This window comes from Petropleomorpha daqingensis (assembly GCF_013408985.1).
In the GTDB taxonomy this organism is placed as follows: Bacteria; Actinomycetota; Actinomycetes; order Mycobacteriales; family Geodermatophilaceae; genus Petropleomorpha; species Petropleomorpha daqingensis.
On sequence record NZ_JACBZT010000001.1, the window covers coordinates 3,763,033 to 3,788,354 of the forward strand.

Genomic DNA, 25,322 nt, shown 5'->3' on the forward strand with positions numbered 1-25,322 from the left:
CCTCGTTCCCGAGCGCGCGCTCGTGAGCCGTCGTCGCGCGCCGGGTTCTCCCACGGTGCACCATGTCGCAGACAACCGGTCAGCAGAGGACCGTTCCACGGAGGAGCAGCAGGGATGAGCGTCGACTCGGGCAGCGCCAGCCTGGCGGCCCGGTTGGGCATCAAGCCGGGGATGGTCGTGCAGGAACTCGGCTGGGACGAGGACGCCGACGAAGACCTGCGCGACGCCATCGTCGAGGCCATCGGCAGCGACATGGTCGACGAGGACACCGACGAGGTGGCCGACGTCGTCCTGCTCTGGTGGCGGGAGGACGACGGCGATCTCTTCGACGCCCTCACCGACACGCTGACCTCGCTCGCCGACGACGGCGTCGTGTGGCTGCTGGTGCCGAAGTCCGGCCGGCCCGGGCACGTCGAGCCCGGCGACGTCACCGAGGTGGCGCCGACCGCGGGGCTGCAGCAGACCAGCAGCATCTCGGCGGCCAAGGACTGGTCGGGGATCCGCCTGGTCACCCCCAAGGCCGCCCGCTCCCGGCGCTGAGGGACGATCGGGTCATGACCGTCTCCGTCGGCGACACAGCACCCGACTTCAGCCTCCCGGACCAGGACAAGCAGGTCGTGACCCTGACCGACCTGCGCGGCGCCCCGGTGCTGCTGGTCTTCTACCCGTTCGCGTTCTCCGGCATCTGCACCGGTGAGCTCTGCCAGCTGCGCGACGAGCTCGCGACCTACACCGACGCCGGGGTGAAGGTGCTGGCGGTCAGCACCGACCCCGTGTTCAGCCTCAAGGCCTTCCGCGAGAAGGAGGGCCTGGACTTCCCGCTGCTGTCCGACTTCTGGCCGCACGGCGCGACCGCCCAGACCTACGGCGTCTTCAACGAGAAGGCCGGCATGGCCCTGCGGGCGACCTACCTGCTCGACGCCGACGGCGTGGTGACCTTCGCGCAGGTGAACCAGCCGGGCGACGCCCGTGAGCAGTCGGCGTGGAAGGACGCGGTCGGCCAGCTGGCCGCCTGACGAGGCAGGCCTGGTGACCGGGGCCACGGGGACGGGAGCTGCCGTCCTCGTGGTCGTCCGGACGCGGGACCGCCCGGTGCTGCTCGCCCGCGCACTGGCCGACGTCTGCGCGCAGACGTTCCCGGACTGGCACCTCGTCGTCGTCGACGACGGCGGGGACGCCACCGAGGTCGACCGGCTGGTCGAGGAGTGCCCCGGCCTGACCGGCCGGGTCACGGTGCTGCACAACGACGTCGGCCGCGGCATGGAGGCGGCGGCCAACCAGGGCGTCGGCGCCCTCGACGCGGAGTTCGTCGCGATCCACGACGACGACGACACCTGGCACCCGGCGTTCCTCGAGCGCACGGTCGCGCACCTGCGCACGAGCGACGACGTCGCGGTCGCGGTCCGCACCGAGATGGTGTCGGAGAGCATCGACGGCGACGCCGTGGTGGAGCGCGGCCGGGAGGTCTTCTCACCCGACGTCCACTCGTTCACCCTGTTCGACCTGCTGCGCAGCAACCGGTTCGTGCCGATCTCGGTGGTCTACCGGCGCCGCCTGCTCGAGGACCTCGGACCGTTCCGGGAAGACCTCCCCGTGGTCGGCGACTGGGAGTTCCACCTGCGCCTGGCCCAGAGCGGGCACGCGGTGGGCTTCCTCGACGGCGAGCCGCTCGCGTTCTGGCACCAGCGGCCCGAGGCACGCGGCACGGACGCCAACAGCGTCATCGACCGCAGCGACGAGCACCTCGGGCGCGACCTCGAGGTGCGCGACGCCGCCCTGCGCGACTACGTCCGGCAGCACGGCGCCGGCGGGCTGCTGTACGTGACCAGGTACTTCCAGCGGGAGATCGACCTGCTGCACGAGCACGTCGAGCGCGTGCACGCGCGCGCCGGCGAGGTGCCGCCACGCCTGCAGGAGATCGAGCGCGCGCTGGCGGCGCAGGGCGCGACGTCGGCGCGGACCGGGGAGGTCCTCGAGCAGCTGGTCGGGCGGTTGGACCGCCTCGAGACGGCCGTCTCCGACGCCAGCCTGGTGAGCCTGCTGCGCCGCCGCTACCGGCGGTGGAAGGCGCGGGTGCAGGGGCTGGCCCGGCGGGGCTGAGCCCGCGCCTGCGCACCGGCCGGCCGCTCGCACCTTAGGCTGGGCCCGCGGGGCGCGTAGCTCAGCGGGAGAGCTCTCGCCTTACAAGCGAGCGGTCGCCGGTTCGATCCCGGCCGCGCCCACATTTTCTGTCGCTGCGTATTGAGTTGATCTCGCACTGTGACCGACCATGGTTGTGTGGTCGCTACCGTTCCGATAACGCTTCCGTCGGCGGGCAGCATCACCGTCGAGGCCCGAGACGGCGCCCCCGTGCTGCGACTGGTCGGCGAGGTCGACCTGGAGACCGTCGCCGCCTTCCAGAGAGCGCATCCGCCGGTGGCGGTCGCGGCGGTGGACCTGACCGACGTCCGCTTCCTCTCCTCCAGTGCCGTGTCCTTCCTGCTCCGGCAGACGCAGCCCGTGCGGGACCGGGGGCAGCTGCCTGCCGTTCTCGGTGCCAGCGCCCAGGCCCGGCGGGTGCTCGAGCTGATCGGTGTCGTGGAGCTCTTCGCGCTCGCCTCCTGACGCCGTCGTCGAGGAGTTCCGCCGGGGCGCGGGTGGGCCGCCCGGGTCGTGCGCCGGGCGCACTTGCGGACGAATCAGTCCTGAGGATTGACCGCAACCTTCGCGGGTAAGGCTCGTTTCGCTTGACAACGGGGAACTCCAAGACACACGTATCACGTCGAGGAAGACGGTGCGCAGGTCGATGGTGCTCGCCTTCGATCGGACCGAGCAGGGGTCCGACGCCCAGCAGGACAGGCCCACTCCGTACCCGCGCGCGCAGCGCCCGGCCGCGGCGGAGCCCGCGCCGCCGCCGCGCCGCGTGCGGCGCCGCCGGCGCTGGCCCGTCGCCCTGGCGGCGGCCGCCGCGCTGGGCGCGGTGTTCGCGCCGCCACCGGAGCACCACCTGGACCCGGTGGCGCAGCTCAACGACGCCTCCCTGCCCTGGGACGTCGCCGCGCGGCAGCAGAACCAGCAGCTGTCCGCCGGCGCCCCGGTCGGCGCGCTGACGCTGACCGCGATGCCGGTGCAGGTGGCCCAGACGCAGCAGGCCGGCCCGCCGGAGATCACCGGCCTGGCCTCCAACGGCATCCCGAACGTCGCGCTCAACGCCTACCGGGTGGCGGCCGCCCGCATGGCCAACGCCGATCCGTCCTGCGGCATCGACTGGTCGCTGCTGGCCGGCATCGGCCGCATCGAGTCCAACCACGGTCGCTTCGGCGGCGCCACGCTCAACCCCGATGGCAGCACGACCCCGAAGATCATCGGCCCGCCGCTGGACGGCGGGCAGTTCGCCTACATCGGCGACACCGACGGCGGCACGTGGGACGGCGACACCCGCTACGACCGCGCCGTCGGCCCGATGCAGTTCATCCCCTCGACCTGGCGCGCCTACGCGGTGGACGGCGACGGGAACGGCACGACCGACCCGACCAACATCAACGACGCGGCGCTCGGCGCGGCCCACTACCTCTGCGTCGCGGGCGGTGACCTGCGCACCAGCGCCGGCCAGCACCGCGCGGTCATGGCCTACAACCACTCCGACAGCTACGTCGCCGAGGTGCTCGCGCTCGCGGCGGCCTACGCCTCCGGCATCCCGGTGGCCGACCTGCCACCGCTGGTCGGCAACACCAGCGGCGGCCTCCCGGCGCCGTCGGGTTACTGGGCGGCCCCGGCCGCACCTGGCCCCGCCATGGGTGCTCGCGACACCACGACGTCGTCCGGCGACACCACCTACAGCCAGAACATCCAGCCGGCCACGGCGTCGGGCGGCTCCTCGCCGAACGGCAGCGCGGCGCCGGCGGCGAGCGGCGGTTCCTCGGGGACCTCGGGGAGCTCCTCCGGCAGCGCCGGTGGGTCCGGCGGTGGCGGCTCGACCCCGGTCGGCGGGAGCGGCGGCTCCTCCGGCGGGAGCTCCGGCTCTGCGCCGGCGCCCGCACCCGCGGCCCCGGCCGCTCCGGCGCCGAGCGTCCCGCTGCCGCCGGTCCAGGTCCCGTCGGTCCCCCTGCCGGTGCCGGCCCCCGCGCCCGCTCCTGCACCGGCGCCGGCTCCGGCCCCGACGGTGCCGCAGGTGGTGGACCCGGTCACCGGCGCGCTGGTCGACGCCGTCCGGGGCGTGACGTGCGACGACCTCGCGCTGACACCGCTGCCGGTCTGCCCGGCCGGGGTCTAGTCCCCGACGACCGAGGGCGGTTCCCCCGCGGGGGAACCGCCCTCGGTCGTCCTGGGGACGGGTCAGGCGGCGGGGTCGGCCGCCTGCGCCGGGACCGGGACCACCGGCTGGTCGGGGTGCGGGAAGGCCGGCCGCAGGAACAGCGGGGCCTTGAACGGCTTCCAGGTGCCCTCGGGCTGCGCGAGCCGGTCGGCGATCGCCCAGATCGCCGCCGGGTGGTGGCCGAGGCCGAGGTGGCTGGCCATCACCGCGATGTTCTCGCAGCGCTCGCCCGGCAGGTCGAGGCAGGTCCGCCAGTGCACGATGCCGTCGAAATGCGAGTAGATCGAGGTCGCCGGTACCGGCAGCGGTGTCGCCTCGCTCTCCAGGGGCAGCGTGCGGTGCTCGACGTGCAGGTGCGAGTACCGGTCGAAGACCTTGGTCGCCCGGCTCTGCCCGTTGTGCGCCAGCCGGAACGGGCTGCCCAGGGTGATCACCTGGCGGACCGACTCGGGGGAGCGTCGGGCGATGTCACGGGCGAAGATGCCGCCGAGGCTCCAGCCGACGAGCGTGACCGGCCGGCCGTAGCGGTCGGAGAGCTCCTCCATCCGGTCGCGCAGCCCTGCCACGCACGCCGCGGTCGGGCCGATGTTGCGGCCCAGCCGCCAGCCGTGCACGCGGTAGTCGAGCCGGCGCAGCACCCGCCGCAGGATCCGGGTGGACACGTCGTCGGCGAGCAGGCCCGGCAGCACCAGCACCGGATGGCCGTCGCCGTGCGGCAGGCGGTCCAGCAGCGGGCGGGTGGCCAGGTACAGGCCGTAGTCCGCCGCCGCGCGACCCGGCTCGCTGAGGTACAGCGGGAGCGCGGGGCCCTCGACCTGCCGTCCTGCCACGTGTCCTCCTCTGTTCGACGTCCTGCTGGTACAGACCTGTACCAAGATGGGGCGCCCGTCACACTCCGTTCTTATCGGCGACAACGTCTCGACATGAAGTTGTGATGCAGAACACGTCGAGGTCCATGGTGGCGCTCGACCCGCGGGAGTGGGGCGGTTCGCGCCCGGGGTAGGAAGAGAGACGATGACTGCTCAGCTCGGCACCAGCGCCACGCTCGACTGGGACGGCCCGGTCCACTACGTCGATTTCGGCGGCAACCCCGACGGGCCCACGTTCGTGCTGGTCCACGGTCTGGGCGGCTCGCACCTCAACTGGGACCTGCTGGCCCCGCTGCTCACGCCGCACGGCCGGGTCCTCGCGCTCGACCTGCCCGGGTTCGGCCGCAGCGAGCCGGGCAGCCGCCGCGCCACGGTGCAGGCCAACGTCGCCGTCCTGCGGCGGTTCCTGCGCGAGGTCGCCGCGGCGCCGGTGGTGCTCGTCGGCAACTCGATGGGCGGGATGATCTCGATCTTCACCGCGGCGTCCGCACCGCGGGCGGTGCGCGGCGTCGTCCTCCTCGACCCGGCGCTGCCCGGCGGGCGGCGGTCGCTCGACGGCGTGGTCGCCGGGCAGTTCCTGCTCTACGCGCTGCCGTTCGTGGGGGAGCGGTTCCTGTGGCTGCGCCGCCAGCGGTCCACCCCGCTGCAGCGGGTGCGGGACATGCTGCGGCTGGTCGGCGTCGACCCCGACGAGCTGCCCGCCGAGGTGATCGACCGGTCGGTCACCCTGCTCGAGGAGCGGCAGGACGTCGCCGGCATGGACAAGGCGTTCCTCGTCGCGGCCCGGTCGCTGCTGAAGATCCTGGTGGACCCGCGGCCCTACCGCGGCGCGATGGCGGCCATCCGGGTGCCCGTGCTGCTGGTCCAGGGCGACCGCGACCGGCTCGTCCCGGTGGCCGCGGCCCGCTCGGTCGCCGAGGCGCACCCGCACTGGACCTACGTCGAGCTCGCCGACGTCGGCCACGTGCCGCAGCTGGAGGTGCCCGACCGCGTCGCGGCCGAGGTGCTCGGCTGGCTCGAGGCGACCGCCGGGACGCCGTCCCCGGCCTGAGGTCAGCGCCCGAGCGCGACGATCTCGTCGAGCCCGGCCTGCAGGTCGGCGACCAGCCCGGCCGGGTCGGACACGGCGGACGAGTCCAGGTTGATCCCGATGCAGCAGGTGCCCTCCTGCGAGAGCAGGGTGACCATCGCGGCGCAGCCGGGCAGCGGCCCGAACGGGAACATCCGCTCGATGCGCGAGCCGGCGATGTACACCGGCTGGGTCACCCCGGGCACGTTGGACACCTGGACGTCGTTGCCGCTGGTCAGCGCGCCGGAGACGGCCCCGAGGACCGGTGCGGGCAGCCAGCCGAGCACCGGGCCGACGAGGTCGTTGACCGCCGAGGCACCGCCGGAACCTGCGCTGCGGACCGACAGCACGAACTCGCGGACCGCCGCGATGCGGGCCGCCGGGTCGGCCTCGGCCAGGTCGGCGGTGAAGCGTGCGCCGGTGAACCGGTTGCCGCCCTGCGGGTCGTCCTGCGCCCGGAGGCTGATCGGGATGCCGAGCGTGAGGCCGCCCAGCGGGGCGCCGAGCCGCTCGTGGTAGCGGCGGAAGCCGCCCACGACCGCGGCGAGGTAGCCGTCGTTGAGCGAGCCGCCGCCGGCCTTGGCCCCGGCCTTGAGGTCGGCCAGCGGCACCTCGAGCACCTCGAGGTGCCAGTCGCCGCCGCGCGGGGTCAGCAGCTCGGAGCCGCCGTGGGCGCCGAGGCTGTGGGTGGCCGAGCGCGCGGTCCCGACGACGGTGTCGACGGCGGCGCTCGCCGCGTCCAGGGGCCGGAGCAGCCCGCCCAGCGCCCCGACACCGCCGCGGAGCACGGCGAGCGGGGCGGCCCGGACGACGTCGCTGACGTGCTCGGCGGCCACCTCCAGCGGCGTGACCTCCTCGGGCGCGGGCACCGGCGGCTCGGGCCGGGAGGGGTCGTGCTCGGGCGAGTGGCTGTGCAGCCGGCTCATCAGCTGGACCGCGCCCAGCCCGTCGGTCGTGCTGTGGTGGGTCTTCACCACGTAGCCGGCGCGGCCGTCGGCGAGGCCCTCGACGAGCAGCACCTGCCAGAGCGGGTGGTCGCGGTCCAGCGGCCGCGAGATGAACTGGCCGACCACGTCGAGCAGCTGCCGCATCTCGCCGGGCGGGTCGAGCACCACGCGGTGCACGTGCTGGTCGAGGTCGAGCTCGGCCACGGTGACCCAGCGCGGTGCGCCCAGGCCGAGCGCCGGCTCGACGACCCGCTGGCGCATCCGCGGCACCATCCGCGACGCCCACTCGTGCGCGCCGCGCAGCCGTTCCCAGTCGGGCGCGGAGTCGAGGATCTCCAGCAGGGCGACGTTGGCGCGCAGCCGCGGGTCGGCGGCCTCGGCCCGCCACATCGCCGTCTCCAGGGGGTTCATCTCCGCGGAGATGCCCCAGTCCAGCGGCGCGGCCGGCGGCGGGGGGCCGTCCATGCTCGCCGTCGGCTCGTGGACGTCGACCGGCTGCCCGCTGCGGCCGGTCCAGTGGGCGAGCGCGTCGACGTAGGCCGCGCGGACCTCGCCGACCTTCTCGTCGAGGCCCTCGGGGCTCCAGCCCTCCGTGGGGATCGGCGGCAGGACGCGGACCTGCACGGTCCCCGGGTGCAGCGTCGCCGCGCCGCGCCACATCAGCTCGCCGGCGTTGCGGATGACGATCGGCACGATCGGCACGCCGGCCTGCATCGCGACGTGGAAGGCGCCCTTCTTGAACGGGCCGAGCGACGGCGTGGCCGAGCGGGTGCCCTCCGGCGCGATCACCAGCGACAGGCCCTCCTTGAGCCGCTGCACGGCCGGTTCGAGCGCCTTGCGCGCCTGGTCCTTGTCACCGCGGTCGACGAAGGCGACGTCGGCCAGCCGGAAGGCCAGCCCGAAGCCCGGGGCGTGCGCGAGCTCCTTCTTCGCGACCCCGGTGATCCCGCCGTGCAGCAGCTTCGCCAGCACCAGGACGTCGAGCTGGCTCTGGTGGTTGAACAGGAAGACGGCGGGGCGGGCGGCCAGGTGCTCGGCGCCCTGGACCTCGAGGCGGACCCCGGCCAGCGCGCTGCCGAGCTCGCCGGCGAGGGTGATGCCGAGGTCGACGGCCTCGCGGCGTGATCCGCTCAGGGAGCCCACGGCCAGCCCGGCGGCGAACCCGCCGAGCATCCCGCCCACCCCCGCGGCGGTGCGGGCGATCTCGATGGGACCGCCCCGGCCGCGCCGGCGGAAGCGGGCGATCGGCCAGGAGTAGTGGCGGGCGGCGGCGGCCAGGTCGCGGCCCGGGTTGAGCGCGCGGGCGCGCCCGACGGTGCGCAGGAAGGGCACGTCCTCGTCGCCGTTGCTGTAGGCGTAGCTCTGCGCCAGGTCGATGTCGTGCTCCTCGGCGAAGGCCTGCACCGCGGCGACCTTGCCCGCCCGCCAGAGCAGCGCGCCGCCGGGGCGGCCGGTGCACACGCCGTCGACGATCTCGACCGGCGAGACCAGCACGTGCTCGACGCCCATCGCCCGGGCCGCGGGCTCGACCTGGAACCGGGTGGCCGAGGAGGCGAGCACGACCGTGTGGCCGGCGTCGAGGTGCGCCTCGACCAGCCGCCAGGCCTCCGGGTAGAGAGCACCGGCGATGCCCTGGACGAACAGCCGCTCGCCCAGCTCGGTCAGCTCGTCCTCGGTCCGCCCGGCCCAGGCCCGCATGCCGACGACGGTGAGCCGCTCGAAGTCCTCCTCGCTGGTCACCCCGCGCAGGCCGATGAGCAGCAGCTCGCCGAGGGCGGCCGGGGTGACGTCGAGCGAGCGCAGGTGGTGCCGGGCGAAGGACGCCAGCGAGTAGCCGTCGATGACCGTGCCGTCGAAGTCGAAGAAGGCGGCGACCCGGGGCCCGGGCGGCGACGCGGCGACGTCGGCGACCAGCTGCTCCTCGGTCCACACGCCGGCGGTCGGCTGTCCGTTCGTCACTGCTGCGCTCCCACGATCTCCCGCTGCGCGGCGGCGTCCAGCTCGCCGATCACCACGACCCGGGCGACGACGTCGCGGACCTGGGCGGCCCACTCCTGCCGGCGTCGGGCGAGATCTTCCCGTCCGGGGTCGACCAGGTCGAGGTTGGCCGCCAGCCGCAGCGCGGAGCCGAACAGCTCGCGGGACAGCGACTCGGGGCTGCTCAGCCGGCCCTGCAGCAGCATCTGCTGGCCCACGCCGCTGCACTCGGCCAGGAAGTCGGACTCGACCACCGGCGTGCGCGGGTTGCGCGCCGCGAGCCGCTCGGCGACGACGAGCTGGGCCTCGACGAAGGACCGCAGCGCCCGGTGGGCCACCCGCAGCGGCGCGCGGCAGAGGACCTCGCGGCCGTCGGCGGTCTCCCAGTCCGGGTCCAGCCGCGCCAGCTCGGCGGACAGCCGCTCCCGGAAGGCGTCGCGCTCGGGGAAGAAGAACTCGAACTTCAGCAGGTCGCGCAGCCGCAACGCCTCGTCCCAGCGATCGGCCGGGTCGTGCAACAGCACCAGCTCCGCGATCGCCCGGTCGACGAAGTGGTGGATGGCGCTGTTGCGGTAGAACGCCGCGACGAGGTGCTGCCCCCGCTCGATGGAGTACACGGGCTCCTCGCCGCCCTCGTACACGGTCACGACCCCCTGCTGGGCGAGCGCCCCGAGCACCCGCCGTGCCCCGCGGGCGGTGCCGAGCACCGATCCGGAGTGCGGCAGGTCCCGCTCGGTCAGGTAGCCGACCAGCGGCGCGACCACCTGCTGCACCTGGCCGAGCGTCAGCGCCCGGCCCTGACCCCCGAGCAGCGCCACGGTGATCAGCGCCGTCGCCGTCGCGGGGGTGACCGAGTTGATCCCGACGGCGACCTGGAAGGCCACCTTCTGCAGGGTGAGCCGTCGTGCGTCGGGGTCCGTCGGGTCGGCGCCCGCCTGCAGCGCCGCGGCCAGCGACAGCGGCTCGGCGAACGACACGTGCACCGTCCCCAGCGGGGTGCTCACCTGCTCGCGGGCGTAGGTGGCCAGCCAGGACAGCCCCTCGCCGCGCTTGGCGGCGCCGCGCTGCTCGGCGGCCATCAGGGAGACCTCGCGCAGCTGGTCGTAGGTGATCGAGACCGGGACGACGAAGACGTCGTCCACGCGGCCGCGCTCCACCGCGTCGGCGACGTAGCGCAGCAGGCCGTGCCGCGGCGGGCGCAGCTTGCCGGTGCGCGACCGGCCGCCCTCCATGTACCACTCGAGGTTGAACCGCTTGGCCAGCAGGAAGGCGAAGTACTCGCGGACCGCGAGCTTGTAGACCCCGTCGTCCCCGAACGTGCGGCGGATGAAGACGATGCCCGCGCGCTTGGCCAGCGACCCGAGCGGCCAGAAGCTCAGGTTGTCCCCGCCCAGCACGTGGTTGCGCGGGAAGTCGTGGCGCGCGAGGACGTCGGCCAGGACGAGGGGGTCGACGTAGGAACGGTGGCTGGGCAGGAAGACCAGCGGGGCGCGGCGGTTGAGCTCGCGCAGCCGCGCCAGCCCGGCGGTGTCGGCGTCCACGGTCCACGCGCGGGCGTGCAGCGGCCGGAAGATCGACCGGAACAGCTCCACCGCGGCCGGGTCGATGGCCGCGACCAGACCGTGCAGGTCGGCGACCGCCTCGGCGAGGACCTCGTCCTCGGGTCGCTCCAGCCGCTCGGCGAGGGCGCGGACCTCACGGTGGAACTCGGGGCTGGCCTCGATCGCCTCGACGACCTGCCGCGGCACCTTGACCCGGTCACCGACGACGCTGCGCTCGGCGCGGTCGAGGGCGAGCTCGGCCTGGGCGGCGACGAAGCCGGCCAGCGATCCCGCGCCGTCCCAGCGCCGGGCGAGCTCGGCGACGGTGGCCGGCTCGGCGACGACGACCCGCGCGCGCTCGGGATCGCGGCGCAGCGCCGCCGCCTGCATCGGCCGCGGCGGCCGGCGGGGGATCGGGGGAGCGGCCGAGGTGAGCCGGGCCCGCCGCCCCCGGCGGCGCCCCTGCCCCTCGTCGGTCTGCCGCGGGCGCCAGGCGACCCGCAGGGCGGTCACGACGGTCTCGGGACCGGCCGTCGGCAGCAGGTCGCGCAGCGCGTCGCCGTGGAGCGGCAGGACCGCGGCGTCGGCACCGCCGTCGAGCTCGCCCAGGGCCTCGGTCAGCAGGCGCCGCTCCACCTCGCTCCTGGCGTCGGTGAGCACGAGGAGTGGGGTGTCGGTCCGGCTCGACAGTGCGGTCATGCCTCTCCTCGGGAGGAGCCGATCCCACACCGACCCGGGGAGCCGCGACCCGATCACCGATCACCCGGGTCGGTGCGCAGGGTGGCGCGCAGGGCCTCCAGGCCGCTGTAGCGAGGCCGCCAACCTAGCCGCTCCCGGGCCTTGGTGGTGTCCATGATCGCCGGGTGGCTGAACGCCTCCACCCACTCGGCGGCCGGGGGCAGGAAGGGCAGCCGCGAGATCGCGCGGGCGGCGAGCTCGGCCGGCGCGGCCGGCACCGGGATCGGCAGCGCCCCGTACTCGCGGGCGACGTCGACGGCGGTCAGCACGCCGTCCCCGGCGATGTTGTAGGCCCCCGGCGGCCCTTCGCCGAGCGCGCACAGCAGCAGGGCCCGGCCGACGTCGTCCTCGTGCACGAACTGCACCGGCATCCTCGGCACCACGACCGGCACCGGGACGGGCAGCCGGCGGTTGGCCGCCTCGGCGAGCCGGCGGCCAAGGGGCGCGAGCGGCCCGGGCAGCAGGTCCTTGGCCCCGACGGTGTTCGGACCGAGCACCACCGGCGGCCGCAGCAGGTAGAGGTCGAGCTCCGGGTGCTCGGCCGACTCGGCCGCCAGCAGCTCCTCGACCTCGGCCTTCTCCTGCGCGTAGAACAGCCGGGCCGCCGGTCGCACCGGCCAGTCCTCGGTCATCCCGATCGGGTTGTCGCGGTGGAAGCCGTAGGCGGCGATCGACGAGGCGTAGACCAACCGGCGCGCCCCGGCCTCGGCCGCGGCGCGGAACACGTTGAGCGTGCCCTCGACGTTGATCGCGCGGGCGGTCTCCCGGGGGGCGTTGCCGGTGATCAGGAAGGCCAGGTGGACGACGACGTCGGCGCCGGCGAACGCCTCGCGCAGGGTGTCCGGGTCGCGGACGTCGCCGCGGCGGTAGGCCATCTTCGTCCAGCCGCGCTCGGCCGGGTCGAACGGCCGCCGGGCCAGCCCGAGGACCCGCTCCACGCGGGGTTCGTCCTGCAGCAGCGGCACCAGTCCCGAGCCGAACGTGCCCGTCGGACCGGTGACGGCGACGGTCAGGCCCCGCTCGGGGCTCACTGCTGGGCCGCCGCCGACTCCTTGGCCGGCTTCTCCTTCGCCGGCGCCTTGCCGGCCAGCTCGGTGAGCTCGTCGACGCCGCGCCGGATGCCCGTGGCGAGGACGTCGACGTCCGGGAAGGCGTCGAAGTCGGCGTTGATCCCGAAGGTCATCGTGTTCAGGTAGGAGAAGATCCCGATCGACACCCGGGTGCCGCCGCCGATCGGCACGTAGGCGTGCGCGGAGACCATCCGCTTGCCGAGCACGTACAGCGGCACCCGCGGGCCCGGCACGTTCGTGGTCACCGCCTGCGCCCAGAACTGGCCCAGCTCCATGGCCGCCCGCACGCCGAGGGACAGCAGCGTCGGCGCCACGAAGTCGGCCATCGCGATGATCGAGCGGGCGTCGACCGCCTGCATCGAGCGCTTGTAGTCGTCCATCTGCCGGCGGATCCGGGCCAGCCGCTCGGCCGGGTCCGGCTCGCCGACCGGCAGGTCGACGAACACGGCGGACACCCGGTTGTCGAGGGAGCCGCGCTCGCCGGGACGGCGGACCGAGACCGGCACCATCGACCGGACGACGGCCTTGTCCGACAGCGCACCGCGGCCCTGCAGCAGGTCGCGGAACCCGCGGGTGATCGCGGTCAGGACGACGTCGTTGACCGTGCCGCCCAGCGCCGTCCGGGCCGCTTTGAACTCCTCGAACTGCGCGTCGGTCCACGCCCAGCGCCGGTGCGGGCCGATCGGGCCGGTGAGCGTGCGGGCCATGGGGGTGGTGGCCTGCCGGGCCAGCGACGGCAGGCTGGAGGCCAGTGACTTGCCCGAGCCGAGCAGCCCCTTCGCCGTCCTGGTCGCGGTGCCGGACCCGGGCAGCGCGGTGAGCTGGCGCAGCGGGTGGGCGAGGGCGTCCTGGACGGCCCCGGCCAGCAGCTCCGCCGAGGAGGGGCTGCGCTGCGCCGTCCACTCCTTGGGCTCGGCCTGCTTCACGTCGGGGCTGAGGTCGAAGATCACCTGCATCAGGTCGGTGCCGGCGATGCCGTCGACCATGCAGTGGTGGACCTTGGAGATGATCGCCCAGCGGTCGTCCGCCAGGCCCTCGACGAGCCAGACCTCCCACAGCGGCTTGGCCATGTCCAGACGCTGGCCGAGCACGCGGCCGGCCAGGTTGCGCAGCTGCTCGTCGCTGCCCGGCCGGGGCAGGGCGGTGTGCCGCACGTGGTACAGGATCTGGAAGTGCGGGTCGTCGACCCACATCGGGCGGCCGAGGTTGAGCGGCACCTCCCGGACCCGCTGCCGGTAGCGGGGTACCAGCGGCAGCTTCGACAGCAGCAGCCGGACGAGGTCGCCGTAGGAGGGCGCGGGGCCCTCGAAGACGGCGACCGATCCCACGTGCAGCGGGGTGTTCTCGCCCTCTGCGTAGTAGAAACCGGCATCGGTCGGGCTCATGCGGTCCACGATCAGCTCCCTTGCCGTCTCCGCGCGCCTGGCCGCCGAAGTTATGGGCCGAGGGCCGCGTGTGCAACCCGAGCCGTACCCGCCGGTAACACGTACTCAGCCGGCCTCGCGCTGGTCGTCCAGTTCGCCCTGCACGCGGTCGAGCAGCCCGAGAAACGCCTGGTCGACCACGGCGGCGCGGGTCAGGTTGACGCTGTGCCCCGCGCCCGGGACGACGACCAGCTCGGCGTCCGGGCCCAGCCGCCGGGCCATCGCGCGGGCGTGCGCGGCCGGGGTGAGCCGGTCGTGCGAGCCGGCGACGATCGTGACCGGCACGCGGGCGAGGACGTCGAGCGCCGCGGTCTCGTCGTGGTCGAGGAAGGTCGCGTAGAAGGCGGCGTTCACCGTGTACGGCGTCTCCTCGAGCAGCTCCTGGACCATGCGCACGTGCTGCGGGTCGGCGTCGTCCCGGCCGAACAGGTAGCGGCGGGTGAACCACCGGCCGAACCGGGTGCCGCGCCGCCGGTGGCGCTCGACCGTCGGCGCGAGCGCCTGCAGCAGCCGCAGGTACAGCGGCAGCAGCCCGAGCAGGCGGACGACCTTGACCGACCGGCCGAGCAGCCCCTTCTCGACCAGCCCGCCCGCGGAGGTGGCGAGCAGGAAGACGCCGACCACCCGCGTGCCGAACAGCTCCGGCCGCTGACGGGCCAGCGCCATGACGCTCATGCCGCCCATCGAGTGCCCGGCCAGCACGACCGGGCTCTCGGGGGTGGTCGCGTCGAGCACCGCGCCGAGGTCGCGGCCGGTGCGGTCGATCGTCGCCTTCGTGAGGTCCGTCCAGCTCGACCGGCCGTGGCCGCGCTGGTCGAACAGCACCAGTCGCGCCCGCGGGCGCAGCGCCTCCCGCTGCAGCTCCCACTCGGCGAGCCGGGCGGTGAACCCGTGCGCGAGCAGGACCGTGACGTCCGCGTCGTCGTTCTCGTCCACCTCGACGTGCAGGTCCACCCCGTCGTCCGTGCGCACCGTGCGCGAGCCCGGCGGCGGCGGGTCGGAGAGGCTGGGGAGGACGAGTTCGGGAGGCATGGCCACCGTCATACCCCGACCCGCCTCTGCATGACCATGCACGGTCGTGCATACTCTTTCTCGTGTCCAAGGTGCTCACCTCCCTGCCCGTCGGCGAACGCGTCGGCATCGCCTTCTCCGGCGGTCTCGACACCTCGGTTGCGGTCGCGTGGATGCGCGACAAGGGGGCGGTGCCCTGCACCTACACCGCCGACCTGGGGCAGTACGACGAGCCCGAGATCGACAAGGTGCCGGGGCGGGCGACGTCCTACGGCGCCGAGATCGCCCGGCTGGTCGACTGCAAGGCGGCCCTGGTGGAGGAGGGGCTCGCGGCGCTGACCTGCGGGGCGTTCCACATCCGCTCGGGCGGGCGGGCCTACTTCAACACCACCCCGCTCGGGCGGGCGGTGACCGGCACCCTGCTGGTGCGGGCGATGCTCGAGGACGACGTCCAGATCTGGGGCGACGGCTCGACCTTCAAGGGCAACGACATCGAGCGCTTCTACCGGTACGGCCTGCTGGCCAACCCGTCGCTGCGGGTCTACAAGCCGTGGCTGGACGCCGACTTCGTCACCGAGCTCGGCGGCCGCAAGGAGATGTCGGAGTGGCTGGTCGCCCACGGCCTGCCCTACCGCGACAGCACCGAGAAGGCGTACTCCACCGACGCCAACATCTGGGGCGCCACCCACGAGGCCAAGTCGCTGGAGCACCTCGACGCGGGCATCGAGATCGTCGACCCGATCATGGGCGTGCGGTTCTGGGACCCCGAGGTCGAGATCCCCGCCGAGGACGTGACGATCGGCTTCGAGCGGGGCCGGCCCGTGACCATCGACGGCAAGGAGTTCGCCTCCGCCGTCGACCTGGTGCTCGAGGCGAACGCGATCGGCGGCCGGCACGGCATGGGCATGTCCGACCAGATCGAGAACCGGATCATCGAGGCCAAGAGCCGGGGCATCTACGAGGCGCCGGGCATGGCGCTGCTGCACGTCGCCTACGAGCGGCTGGTGAACGCGATCCACAACGAGGACACCCTCGCGACCTACCACAGCGAGGGCCGGCGGCTGGGCCGGCTCATGTACGAGGGCCGCTGGCTGGACCCGCAGTCGCTGATGCTGCGCGAGTCGCTGCAGCGCTGGGTGGGCACTGCGGTCACCGGTCAGGTCACCCTGCGGCTGCGGCGCGGCGAGGACTACTCGATCCTCGACACCTCCGGCCCCGCGTTCAGCTACCACCCGGACAAGCTGTCCATGGAGCGGACGACGGACTCCGCCTTCGGACCCGTGGACCGGATCGGCCAGCTGACCATGCGCAACCTCGACATCGCCGACTCCCGCGCCAAGCTCGAGCAGTACGCCGCCGTCGGCATGATCGGCACCGCGCACCAGGCGCTGGTCGGGCCGCTGACCGAGGGCGGCGCGGAGGCGATCGCCTCCCGCGGCCGCGCCGCCGACGAGGAGCAGATGCTCGACCGCGCCGCCATGGAGTCCGGCACCGACTGAGCGTCGCGCTTTATCGCGATGAAGCACGCGTGCTTTATCGCGATAAAGCGCAGCTCACCGGCCGGGGGCGGCTTCTCTCACCAGGCGGCGGGCGGCGTCCACCTCGCGGGCGACGGGCGCGAGCACGCCCTCGGCGAGGATCTCCGCGTCGTCGGGCAGCCGGTGCACACGGACGTCGTCCTCCAGCTGCCGGATCGCCCGGCGCAGGACGGCGACCTGCGCGAGGTCCGGCGCGGGCTCGCCAGAGCGGATCGCGATGACCGCCTCGGTGACCGCGTCCGAGGTCCGCTCCAGCTGCACGATCACCGGCCACCACGCGCCGGCCCGGGTGCTGATCGGCGGCGGCTCGGCCAGCCGGCGCTGCAGCTGCGTCTGCACCTCGGTCAGCGCCCGGTAGCAGCGGCGGCGGGCGCGGCGGCGCTCGGTCGGCGTCCCGGTGAACGCCGCCGCGACGAACTCGTCCAGCGCCAGCGTGGCGGCGCGCAGCGCCTCGTCCAGTGGCGCCCGCCAGGTCTGCGGCCAGAGCAGGTAGCCGAACACGAGCACGATCGCGCAGCCGATCAGCGTGTCGAGCAGCCGCGCGACCACCAGCCCCGAGCCGCTCGGGACGGCGAGGTCGAGCAGCAGGATGACCAGCGGGGTCAGGAACACCGAGAACAGGCCGAAGTTCGCCCCGCGCGCCCACGGCAGCACGGCCGCGGCCGCGGCCATCGCGACCAGGATCCAGGGGGAGCGGGGGAGCACGGTCAGCAGCAGCGACCCGACCAGGACGCCGAGCACCGTGCCGACCCCGCGCTGCACCGCCCGGGTGAACACCGAGCCGAAGTCGGGCTTGAGCACGATCGCGACGGTGAGCAGCACCCAGTACGGCCGCGGGATGGGCAGCAGCTGGCGGGTGACCTCGGCGATCGACATGCACAGCGCCAGCCGGACGGCGAACGAGCGGCTCTCCGGGCTGGCGATCGTGCGGTCGGCCAGGTCGCGGGCCCGCGTGCGCCAGTCGAGGTCCTCCCGCACGACCGCCGCCCCGGCGCGTTCCTCGGGGTCGCCGACGACGTTCCACACCAGCCGGATGCCGTGCCGGGTCGCCCGTCGTCCCGGCGGCCCCTCCTCGAGCGCCGGCGGGCGCTCGGGCGGCAGCTCCCGCTCGCCGCGCACGGCCGCGGCGAGGGCGGTCACCGCGGCGACGTCCTGCGGATCGGCCGCGACCCCTGCCCGAGCGGCCGCCACCGCCCCCTCGACCAGGGGCGCCGCGGCGTTGAGGATCCCGGCCAGCTCCGACAGCTCGCGCGAGCGCCCGGCCGAGCGGCTGCGGCTGCGGATCACCCGGTCGTAGCCGGCGTTGAGCGCGGTGGTCAGCTCGCGGCGGGCGTCGTCGGCGGCGTCGGTGCCGCTGGCGCTGAGCAGCGCCGCGATCTTCGTGCAGACCGCCGCCACGGCCGAGCGGTCCGGATCCTCCGGCTCGAACCACCACTGCACCAGCGTGGTCAGCGTCGCCCAGCAGGCACCGGCGAAGAAGAACCCGATCTCGGCGTAGGTCGGCAACGGGGTGACCAGACCCGACGAGAGCGCCGTGTAGACCAGCAGCTGCAGCGCGCCCAGCGACAGCGCCGCGTTGATCCCGCTGAGCAGCCCCGACAGCGCCGACAGCAGCGCGATGACCACGACCGGCTGCCAGCCGCCGCCCTCCGCGTACTGCCCGGCGAGCAGGCCGACCACGCCGAACCCGGCCGCGGACGCGATCCGGCGCAGCTTGTCCCGCAGCGGCCCGTCCTGCGGGGCGATCGTCCCGACGAGCGCACCCGTCGTCCCGAACACCCCGGCGCCGAGGGCGGGGCCGTTGGTGAGCCCGCCGCCCACCAGCAGCGCGACGGCCAGCGGCATCGGGATCGTGACGGCGAATCGGACGACGTCGGGCCACGGCACCGGCGGGCGCTGGGTGCGGACCAGCTCCTCCAGCCAGGCCGGCGCCCGCACACCCCGCTCCGCCACGATCCGGAGCTTCCCACCCCGGTTGGGTTCCACCCGGCTCGGGCACGCAGGCCCCATGGACCTGGTCACAGATGCGCCCTGCGGCGACCTCGAGCTCGTGCACGCCTTCGCCGACGGACCGATGCCCACCGGCGTCTCCGTGTCGCACGCGGGGCGGATCTTCGTGAACTTCCCGAAGTGGGGCGACGACGTCCGGTTCACCGTCGGCGAGCTCCGCGACGGGCAGGTCGTGCCCTATCCCGACCAGACGTGGAACAGCCCCGACGGGGACGACGACGAGACCGCCTTCGTGAGCGTGCAGAGCATCGTCGTCGACCCGGCCGACCGGCTCTGGGTGCTCGACACCGGCTCGCCGATGTTCCAGCCGACGAAGGTCGGCGGCCCGAAGCTGGTCTGCGTCGACCTCGCGACCGACACGGTGGTGCAGACGATCGTGTTCCCGCGGGAGACGGCGCTGGAGACGACCTACCTCAACGACGTCCGCTTCGACCTGCGCCGCGGCGAGGGCGGCATCGCCTACATCACCGACTCCTCCGACCAGGGCGAGAACGCGATCATCGTGGTCGACCTGGCGTCGGGGGAGTCGTGGCGGGCGCTGCGCGACCACCCCTCGACCACGGCCGAGCAGCCGCCGGCGTTCGTGCCGATGGTGGAGGGCCGGCCGTTCGTGGAGCAGGAGGAGCCGGACGGCGAGCGGCAGCCGATCACGATGGGCGCCGACGGCATCGCGATCTCCGCCGACGGCGCCCGGCTCTGGTACTGCCCGCTGGCCTCCCGGCACTGGTACAGCGTCCCGACCGACGCGCTGGTCGACCGGTCGCTGTCGGCCGACGAGGTGGGTGCGCAGGTGGTCGACGAGGGCGACAAGGGCAGCGCCGGCGACGGCCTGGAGACCGACGAGACCGGGACGATCTACGCCACGGCGGGGGAGCAGAACGCGATCCTGCGGCGCCGTCCGGACGGCGTGGTCGAGACCCTGGTCCACGACTCGCGGCTGCTCTGGCCCGACACCATGTCGGTCGCCGCCGACGGCCACCTCTACGTGACCGCCAACCAGCTGCACCGGCAGGAGAAGTACCGCGGCGGCACCGACGAGCGCGTCTACCCGTACGCGCTGTTCCGCACCCGGATCGGCGCCGGGCCGGTGCGGCTGCGCTGATCCAGGATCGGTGCATGACCGCAACGCTCGGCGAGGTCATCGCCGCCCTCGACGCCCGCTACGCCCCCGCGCTCGCCGAGGGCTGGGACGCCGTCGGCCTGGTCTGCGGCGATCCGGCGGACCCGGTCGAGCGGGTGGTCTTCGCCGTCGACCCGGTCGCCGAGGTCGTGGACGAGGCGCTCGAGGCCGGCGCGCAGCTCGTGGTCACCCACCACCCGCTGTTCCTCACCGCGGTGCACGGCGTGCCCGCCGACGACCCCAAGGGCCGGGTGGTGCACCGGCTGGTCCGCGCCGGCGCCGCGCTGTTCGTGGCGCACACCAACGCCGACCGCGCCGCGGACGTCGGCGTGAACGACGCCCTCGCCGCCGCCGTCGGGCTGGTGGCCGCCCGGCCGCTCGAGCCGGTCGCCCCCGGCAGTCGCCAGGGTCTCGGCCGGGTGGGCCGGGTGGCCGGCGAGCCGACGCTGCGGGAGTTCGCCGAGCGGGTCGCCCGGGTGCTGCCGGCGACGGCGGGAGGGGTGCGGGTGGCCGGCGATCTCGGGCGTCCGGTGCGGACGGCGGCCGTGTGCGGAGGCAGCGGCGGCTCGCTGTGGGAGGCGGCCACCGCGGCCGGCGCCGATGTCCTCCTGACGAGCGACCTCAAGCACCACGTCGTCTCAGAACGGCAGCAGTCGACAGGCGCGGCGCTGTGCGATGTCGCACACTTCGCCTCGGAGTGGCCATGGTTGCCGGTCGCCGCGGAGACGCTCTCCGGGGACCTCGACGGTCGGGTGGAGGTGCTCGTCTCCTCGCGGCGGACCGATCCGTGGACCGCTCTCGTGGAACAGGAGAGGAGCTGATCCGTGGCCACCGCCTCGACACCGCCGTCGACGCCCGGACCCCAGGACGCCGCACCGCGGCGCAGCGACCGCAGCCCGTGGAACTGGCTGCTGCTGATCCCCATCGTCGTGCCGCTGATCGTGCCGCTGTACAACGCCGTCGACCCGAAGTGGGGCAGCTTCCCGCTGTTCTACTGGCTGCAGCTGGCGTTCGTCGCCCTCGGCGTCGCGACCACCGCACTCGTCTACCGGATGACCCGCCGCCCCGCGGCCGAGCGGGAGGCCGCCGCCCGCGCGGCCACCCGGGACCGGGAGGGCTGACCCGTGAAGGACGTCAACGTCGTCGAGCTGGTCATCGTCGTCCTCCTCTTCCTCGTCGTCACCGTCATGGGCTTCGCCGCTGCCCGCTGGCGGCGGGCGGAGAGCCTCATGCACCTCGACGAGTGGGGTCTGGGCGGCCGCAGCTTCGGCTCGTGGATCACCTGGTTCCTGCTCGGCGGTGACCTCTACACCGCCTACACGTTCGTCGCCGTCCCGGCGCTGATGTTCGGCGCGGGCGCGGCGGGCTTCTTCGCCGTCCCGTACACGGTCGTGATCTACCCGCTGGTCTTCCTGGTGGTGATCCGGCTGTGGTCGGTCAGCCACGTGCGCGGGTTCGTGACGCCGGCCGACTTCGTCCGCTCGCGGTTCGGCTCGCCCACGATGGCGCTGCTCGTGGCGATCACCGGGATCGTCGCGACGATGCCCTACATCGCCCTGCAGCTGGTCGGCATCGAGGCCGTGCTCAAGTCGATGGGCTTCACCGGCTCCGGCTTCGCCGCCGAGCTGCCGCTGATCATCGCGTTCCTGGTCCTGGCGCTGTACACGTACAACTCCGGGCTGCGGGCCCCGGCGATGATCGCGTTCGTCAAGGACACGTTGATCTACCTGACGATCATCGTCGCGGTGATCGTGATCCCCGGGAAGGTCGGCGGCTGGGGCCACATCTTCGACTCCGCCGCGGACAAGTTCTCCGCCACCGGGGGCGTGATCCTGCCGGCCACCGGCCAGCTGGGCTACGCGACCCTGGCGTTCGGCTCCGCGCTGGCGCTGTTCCTCTACCCGCACTCGGTCACCGGCGTGCTGGCCGCCAGCAACCGCGACGTGCTCAAGCGGAACATGAGCGCGCTGCCGGTCTACAGCCTGGCGCTGGGCTTCATCGCCCTGCTCGGGTTCATGGCCATCGCCGCCGGCACGAAGCCGATCGGCACCGACGGCAACACGATCGTCCCGGAGCTGTTCCAGAGCAGCTTCCCGAGCTGGTTCGCCGGCATCGCGTTCGCCGCGATCGCCATCGGCGCCCTGGTGCCGGCGGCGATCATGTCGATCGCCGCGGCCAACCTGTTCACCCGCAACATCTGGAAGGAGTACGTCCACAAGGACGCCGACTCCCGGGAAGAGGCGCGGGTCGCCAAGATCGCCTCGCTGGTGGTCAAGGTCGGCGCCGTCGCGGCCATCCTCTTCATCGACCCGCAGTTCTCCATCGACCTGCAGCTGATCGGCGGCGTGATCATCCTGCAGACTCTGCCGTCGGTGGCGCTGGGCCTCTACACCCGGTGGATGCACCGCGGCGCGCTCGTGGCCGGCTGGGTCGCGGGCATGGTGGTCGGCCTGTGGATGCTCTACGAGATCCCGAAGAAGGACCCGACCGGGGCGATCATCAAGGAGCACTTCGGCGGGTCGTCGTTCCCGCTGTCCAAGCTCGGCCTCGACACCAAGCTCACGATCTACCCGGGCATCGTGTCGCTGGCCGTGAACCTGCTCGTCGTCGTGATCATCACGCTGATCCTGCGCGCGATGAAGGTCGCCGACGGCGTCGACGGCACGGCCGACACCGACTACACCGCAGAACGGGAGGACCCCTCCTTCCGCGAGCTGCCCGAGCCGCTGGAGTCCGCCCCGCCGGGGGTGGCGGAGGAGGCCGTGCGTCGCGGATAAGTTGGGGGCGTGAAGGCCGACCACTTCGACCAGCAGCGCCTGCTGGCCCTCGCCGACGAGGACGTCGCGCTGACCCAGCTCGCCCACCGGCGCCGCACGCTGCCGGAGGCGGCCGCCGTCGACGCGGCGCTGGAGGCCGAGCGCGCCCTGGCGGCCGCGCTCGTGCGGGCCGAGACCGAGTCGCGCGACCTCGAGCGCGAGGTCAAGCGGATGGAGGGCGACGTCGACGTGGTCCGCCAGCGGGCCACCCGCGACCAGCAGCGGATGGAGGCGGGTGGCCTGCCGGCGCGCGAGGTGACGGCGCTGCAGCACGAGCTCGACTCGCTGGCCCGCCGGCAGAGCGACCTGGAGGACCAGGAGCTCGAGCTCATGGAGCGGCAGGAGGCCGCCGACTCCGCGCTGCGCTCGGCTCAGGAGGGACTGCAGAACGCCGAGGCCGACCGGGCGCGGGCCGAGCAGCTGCGCGACGACGCGCTGGCCGAGCTCGCCGACGCCACGGCCCGGCACGAGAAGGCCCGGGCCGACGCCGCGGCCGGCATCCCCGCTCCGTTGCTGTCGCTGTACGACCGCATCCGCCAGCAGACCGGGACCACCGGAGCCGCGCTGCTCAAGGCGCGGCAGTGCCAGGGCTGCCGGATCGAGCTGTTCGGCAAGGAGCTGGCTGCCGTCCGGTCCGCGGACCCGAACGAGGTCGTGCGCTGCGAGAACTGCGGGCGCATCCTCGTCCGCACGGCCGAGTCCGGCCTGTGACCCGGCGGCTGATCGTCGAGGCGGACGGCGGATCGCGCGGCAACCCAGGGCCGGCCGGTTACGGCGCCCTCGTCCGCGACGCCGAGACCGGCCGGGTGCTCGCCGAGCGGGCGGCGTCGGTCGGCATCGCGACCAACAACGTCGCCGAGTACGGCGGCCTGGTCGCGGGCCTGCAGGCCGCCCACGACCTCGACCCTGAAGCTCAGGTCGAGGTCCGGATGGACTCCAAGCTGGTCGTCGAGCAGATGAGCGGGCGCTGGAAGATCAAGCACCCGGACATGCAGAAGCTCGCGCTGCAGGCCCAGCAGCTGGCCCGCCGGATGGGCCCGATCCGCTACACCTGGGTGCCGCGCGCGCAGAACAGCGCCGCCGACGCCCTGGCCAACAGCGCCATGGACGGCAAGCCGGTGCACCGCGACGCCGCCGCCGAGCCGGTGACGATCGAGGACGACGTCCAGCCCGCCCCGGAACCGCAGCCCGTCGTCACGACGCTGACCCACCTGCTGCGGCACGGGCAGACCGAGCACACGCCGGAGCGTCGGTTCAGTGGCAGCAGCGACCTGCCGCTGTCGGAGCTGGGCCGCGCGGAGGCCCGGGCGGCGGCGCTGTCGCTGAAGGACCGCGGCATCGACGCGATCGTCAGCTCGCCGCTGCAGCGCTGCCGGCAGACCGCCGCGGCCGCCGCCGAGGTGCTGGGCCTGCCGGTCGAGGTGGACGACGACCTGCGCGAGCTCGACTTCGGCGAGTGGGAGGGGCTCAGCCGCGACGAGGCGGTCGCCCGCAACCCGCTGGCGCTGCGGCGGTTCTTCGCCGCGACCGACGTCCGTGCCCCCGGCGGGGAGTCGATCGCCGACGTCGCCGAGCGCGTCGCGCGGGCCCGCCGGCGGATCCTGACCCGGCACGCCGGGGAGACGGTGCTCGTGGTCAGCCACGTCACCCCGATCAAGCTGCTGCTCGCCGCGGGGCTGGGCACCGGCGCCGAGGTCGTGCACCGGGTGTTCCTGGAAGCGGCGTCGCTGTGCACCGTGGCCTGGTCCTCGGACGGCCGGACCAGCGTGCGACTGGTGAACGACACCGGGCACCTGCGCTGAACCTGCGAGACTGGTGCGCGTGACCGCCACCTCCGTCCCGGCCCTGATCGGCGACGAGCGCACCCTGTCGGCCGCTGAGTACGAGACCTGGGCGGCCGAGGTGCGCGCGCTCGCCGCCGAGCGCGGGGCGGTGATCCTGGCGCACAACTACCAGGTGCCCGAGATCCAGGACGTCGCGCACTTCACCGGCGACTCCCTCTACCTGTCGCGGGTCGCCGCCCAGACCGATGCGCGGGAGATCGTCTTCTGCGGCGTCCACTTCATGGCCGAGACGGCGAAGATCCTCTCGCCGGGCAAGACGGTGCTGCTGCCCGACCACGAGGCCGGCTGCTCGCTCGCGGACTCGATCACCGCCGAGCAGTTGCGGGAGTGGAAGGCCGAGCACCCGGGCGCCGTCGTCGTCAGCTACGTGAACACGACCGCCGCGGTGAAGGCCGAGACCGACATCTGCTGCACGTCGTCCAACGCCGCCGACGTCGTCCGCTCGATCCCGGCCGACCGGGAGATCCTGTTCTGCCCCGACCAGTTCCTCGGCGCGCACGTCAAGCGGGTGACCGGACGGGAGAACATCCACGTGTGGGCGGGGGAGTGCCACGTGCACGCCGGGATCAGCCCGGCCGACGTCCGCGCGCAGGTGGCCGCCCACCCCGACGCCGAGATCCTCGTGCACCCGGAGTGCGGCTGCACGACCTCGGTGCTCGACCTGGTCAGCCACGGTGACCTGCCGGCCGAGCGGACCCGGGTGCTGTCGACCGGCGGGATGGTCGAGGAGGCGGCGCGGACGACCTCGGCGCAGGTGCTGGTGGCCACCGAGGTCGGGATCCTGCACCAGCTGCGCGCGCTCAACGAGGGGACCGCGTTCATCCCGATGAACGACCGGGCGGCCTGCCGGTACATGAAGATGATCACGCCGGAGAAGCTGCTGCGGACGCTGCGCACCGGCGAGGGTGCGATCGACGTCGACCCCGAGACGGCCGCGAGGGCGCGCGCCGCGGTCGAGGCGATGATCGCGATCGGCGAGCCGGGCCGGGGCGGGGAGTAGAAGGACCTCACCGATCCTGTTGACCCGCACGGGTCGGGTTCGGAAGGGTTGCCT

At 73.9% G+C, this 25,322-nt stretch carries 21 protein-coding genes and 1 tRNA gene; 15 read left to right on the top strand and 7 right to left on the bottom strand.

All coding sequences use genetic code 11. From position 1 onward, the window contains the following. Nucleotides 1-114 precede the first annotated feature (114 nt). The 6 genes from GGQ55_RS18680 (at nt 115) to GGQ55_RS28550 (ending at nt 4,252) form a co-directional block, all read left to right on the top strand. Complete coding sequence (locus GGQ55_RS18680; protein ID WP_179719284.1) at nt 115-540, top strand: DUF3052 domain-containing protein; 426 nt, start codon at nt 115-117, stop codon at nt 538-540. A 14-nt stretch (nt 541-554) separates the two neighbouring features. Next, nucleotides 555-1,016 (top strand): peroxiredoxin, encoded by a 462-nt coding sequence (locus GGQ55_RS18685; RefSeq protein WP_179719286.1) that lies wholly within the window; start codon nt 555-557, stop codon nt 1,014-1,016. A gap of 13 nt (nt 1,017-1,029) precedes the next feature. Next, nucleotides 1,030-2,100, top strand: a complete 1,071-nt coding sequence (locus GGQ55_RS18690; protein ID WP_179719288.1) for a glycosyltransferase family 2 protein — start codon at nt 1,030-1,032, stop codon at nt 2,098-2,100. Nucleotides 2,101-2,150: 50 nt separating this feature from the next. Then, a tRNA-Val gene (locus GGQ55_RS18695) sits at nt 2,151-2,222 on the top strand. Nucleotides 2,223-2,277: 55 nt separating this feature from the next. Continuing rightward, a complete protein-coding gene (locus GGQ55_RS18700) occupies nt 2,278-2,604 on the top strand; it encodes an STAS domain-containing protein (RefSeq protein WP_366489684.1) in 327 nt (108 codons plus the stop codon). Between the two features lie 169 nt (nt 2,605-2,773). Continuing rightward, a complete protein-coding gene (locus tag GGQ55_RS28550; protein ID WP_179719293.1) occupies nt 2,774-4,252 on the top strand; it encodes a lytic transglycosylase domain-containing protein in 1,479 nt (492 codons plus the stop codon). 62 nt (nt 4,253-4,314) lie between these two features. Here GGQ55_RS28550 and GGQ55_RS18710 read toward each other — a convergent pair whose 3' ends face one another. Beyond that, a complete protein-coding gene (locus GGQ55_RS18710; RefSeq protein WP_179719294.1) occupies nt 4,315-5,124 on the bottom strand; it encodes an alpha/beta hydrolase in 810 nt (269 codons plus the stop codon). 184 nt (nt 5,125-5,308) lie between these two features. Here GGQ55_RS18710 and GGQ55_RS18715 point away from each other — a divergent pair, with 184 nt between their 5' ends. Further along, a complete protein-coding gene (locus GGQ55_RS18715; protein WP_179719296.1) occupies nt 5,309-6,214 on the top strand; it encodes an alpha/beta fold hydrolase in 906 nt (301 codons plus the stop codon). Nucleotides 6,215-6,216: 2 nt separating this feature from the next. On the opposite strand, the gene GGQ55_RS18720 is transcribed toward GGQ55_RS18715, so the two are convergent. From GGQ55_RS18720 to GGQ55_RS18740, 5 genes are all read right to left on the bottom strand, one after another. Beyond that, nucleotides 6,217-9,138: an HAD-IB family hydrolase gene (locus GGQ55_RS18720; protein WP_179719298.1), complete on the bottom strand. Its 2,922-nt coding sequence runs from the start codon at nt 9,136-9,138 to the stop codon at nt 6,217-6,219. Next, nucleotides 9,135-11,396 carry a glycerol-3-phosphate 1-O-acyltransferase gene (locus GGQ55_RS18725; RefSeq protein ID WP_179719300.1) on the bottom strand — a complete coding sequence of 754 codons (2,262 nt, stop codon included), beginning with the start codon at nt 11,394-11,396 and terminating at the stop codon, nt 9,135-9,137. Before GGQ55_RS18725 ends, GGQ55_RS18720 begins: the two co-directional genes overlap by 4 nt. Nucleotides 11,397-11,449: 53 nt before the next feature. Next, nucleotides 11,450-12,466, bottom strand: coding sequence for an NAD-dependent epimerase/dehydratase family protein (locus tag GGQ55_RS18730; RefSeq protein ID WP_179719302.1), 1,017 nt, complete (start codon nt 12,464-12,466; stop codon nt 11,450-11,452). After that, nucleotides 12,463-13,890, bottom strand: a complete 1,428-nt coding sequence (locus GGQ55_RS18735) for a WS/DGAT/MGAT family O-acyltransferase (RefSeq protein WP_218859343.1) — start codon at nt 13,888-13,890, stop codon at nt 12,463-12,465. The genes GGQ55_RS18730 and GGQ55_RS18735 overlap by 4 nt, the downstream gene beginning before the upstream one ends. 105 nt (nt 13,891-13,995) lie before the next feature. Continuing rightward, a complete protein-coding gene (locus GGQ55_RS18740; protein WP_179719306.1) occupies nt 13,996-14,961 on the bottom strand; it encodes an alpha/beta fold hydrolase in 966 nt (321 codons plus the stop codon). Nucleotides 14,962-15,023: 62 nt separating this feature from the next. Between GGQ55_RS18740 and argG the strand changes: the two genes are divergently transcribed. Then, nucleotides 15,024-16,439, top strand: a complete 1,416-nt coding sequence (gene argG / locus GGQ55_RS18745; RefSeq protein WP_179719308.1) for an argininosuccinate synthase — start codon at nt 15,024-15,026, stop codon at nt 16,437-16,439. Nucleotides 16,440-16,493: 54 nt separating this feature from the next. On the opposite strand, the gene GGQ55_RS18750 is transcribed toward argG, so the two are convergent. Next, on the bottom strand, nt 16,494-18,431 hold the full coding sequence (locus GGQ55_RS18750) for an FUSC family protein (protein ID WP_366489688.1): 1,938 nt from the start codon (nt 18,429-18,431) through the stop codon (nt 16,494-16,496). Nucleotides 18,432-18,486: 55 nt separating this feature from the next. Between GGQ55_RS18750 and GGQ55_RS18755 the strand changes: the two genes are divergently transcribed. The 7 genes from GGQ55_RS18755 to nadA are packed head-to-tail and all read left to right on the top strand — an operon-like array spanning nt 18,487 to nt 25,268. After that, entirely contained in the window at nt 18,487-19,590 is a 1,104-nt protein-coding gene (locus GGQ55_RS18755; RefSeq protein WP_179719310.1) for an L-dopachrome tautomerase-related protein, read from the top strand. Between the two features lie 14 nt (nt 19,591-19,604). Beyond that, nucleotides 19,605-20,429 carry a Nif3-like dinuclear metal center hexameric protein gene (locus GGQ55_RS18760; protein WP_179719312.1) on the top strand — a complete coding sequence of 275 codons (825 nt, stop codon included), beginning with the start codon at nt 19,605-19,607 and terminating at the stop codon, nt 20,427-20,429. Between the two features lie 3 nt (nt 20,430-20,432). Beyond that, nucleotides 20,433-20,729, top strand: a complete 297-nt coding sequence (locus tag GGQ55_RS27190; RefSeq protein WP_179719314.1) for a DUF3311 domain-containing protein — start codon at nt 20,433-20,435, stop codon at nt 20,727-20,729. 3 nt (nt 20,730-20,732) lie between these two features. After that, entirely contained in the window at nt 20,733-22,385 is a 1,653-nt protein-coding gene (mctP, locus tag GGQ55_RS18770) for a monocarboxylate uptake permease MctP (RefSeq protein WP_366489691.1), read from the top strand. 9 nt (nt 22,386-22,394) lie between these two features. Then, on the top strand, nt 22,395-23,135 hold the full coding sequence (locus tag GGQ55_RS18775) for a zinc ribbon domain-containing protein (RefSeq protein ID WP_179719316.1): 741 nt from the start codon (nt 22,395-22,397) through the stop codon (nt 23,133-23,135). Then, a complete protein-coding gene (locus GGQ55_RS18780) occupies nt 23,132-24,226 on the top strand; it encodes a bifunctional RNase H/acid phosphatase (RefSeq protein ID WP_179719318.1) in 1,095 nt (364 codons plus the stop codon). Before GGQ55_RS18775 ends, GGQ55_RS18780 begins: the two co-directional genes overlap by 4 nt. Before the next feature lie 19 nt (nt 24,227-24,245). Further along, nucleotides 24,246-25,268, top strand: a complete 1,023-nt coding sequence (nadA, locus tag GGQ55_RS18785) for a quinolinate synthase NadA (RefSeq protein ID WP_366489694.1) — start codon at nt 24,246-24,248, stop codon at nt 25,266-25,268. Nucleotides 25,269-25,322 lie beyond the last annotated feature (54 nt).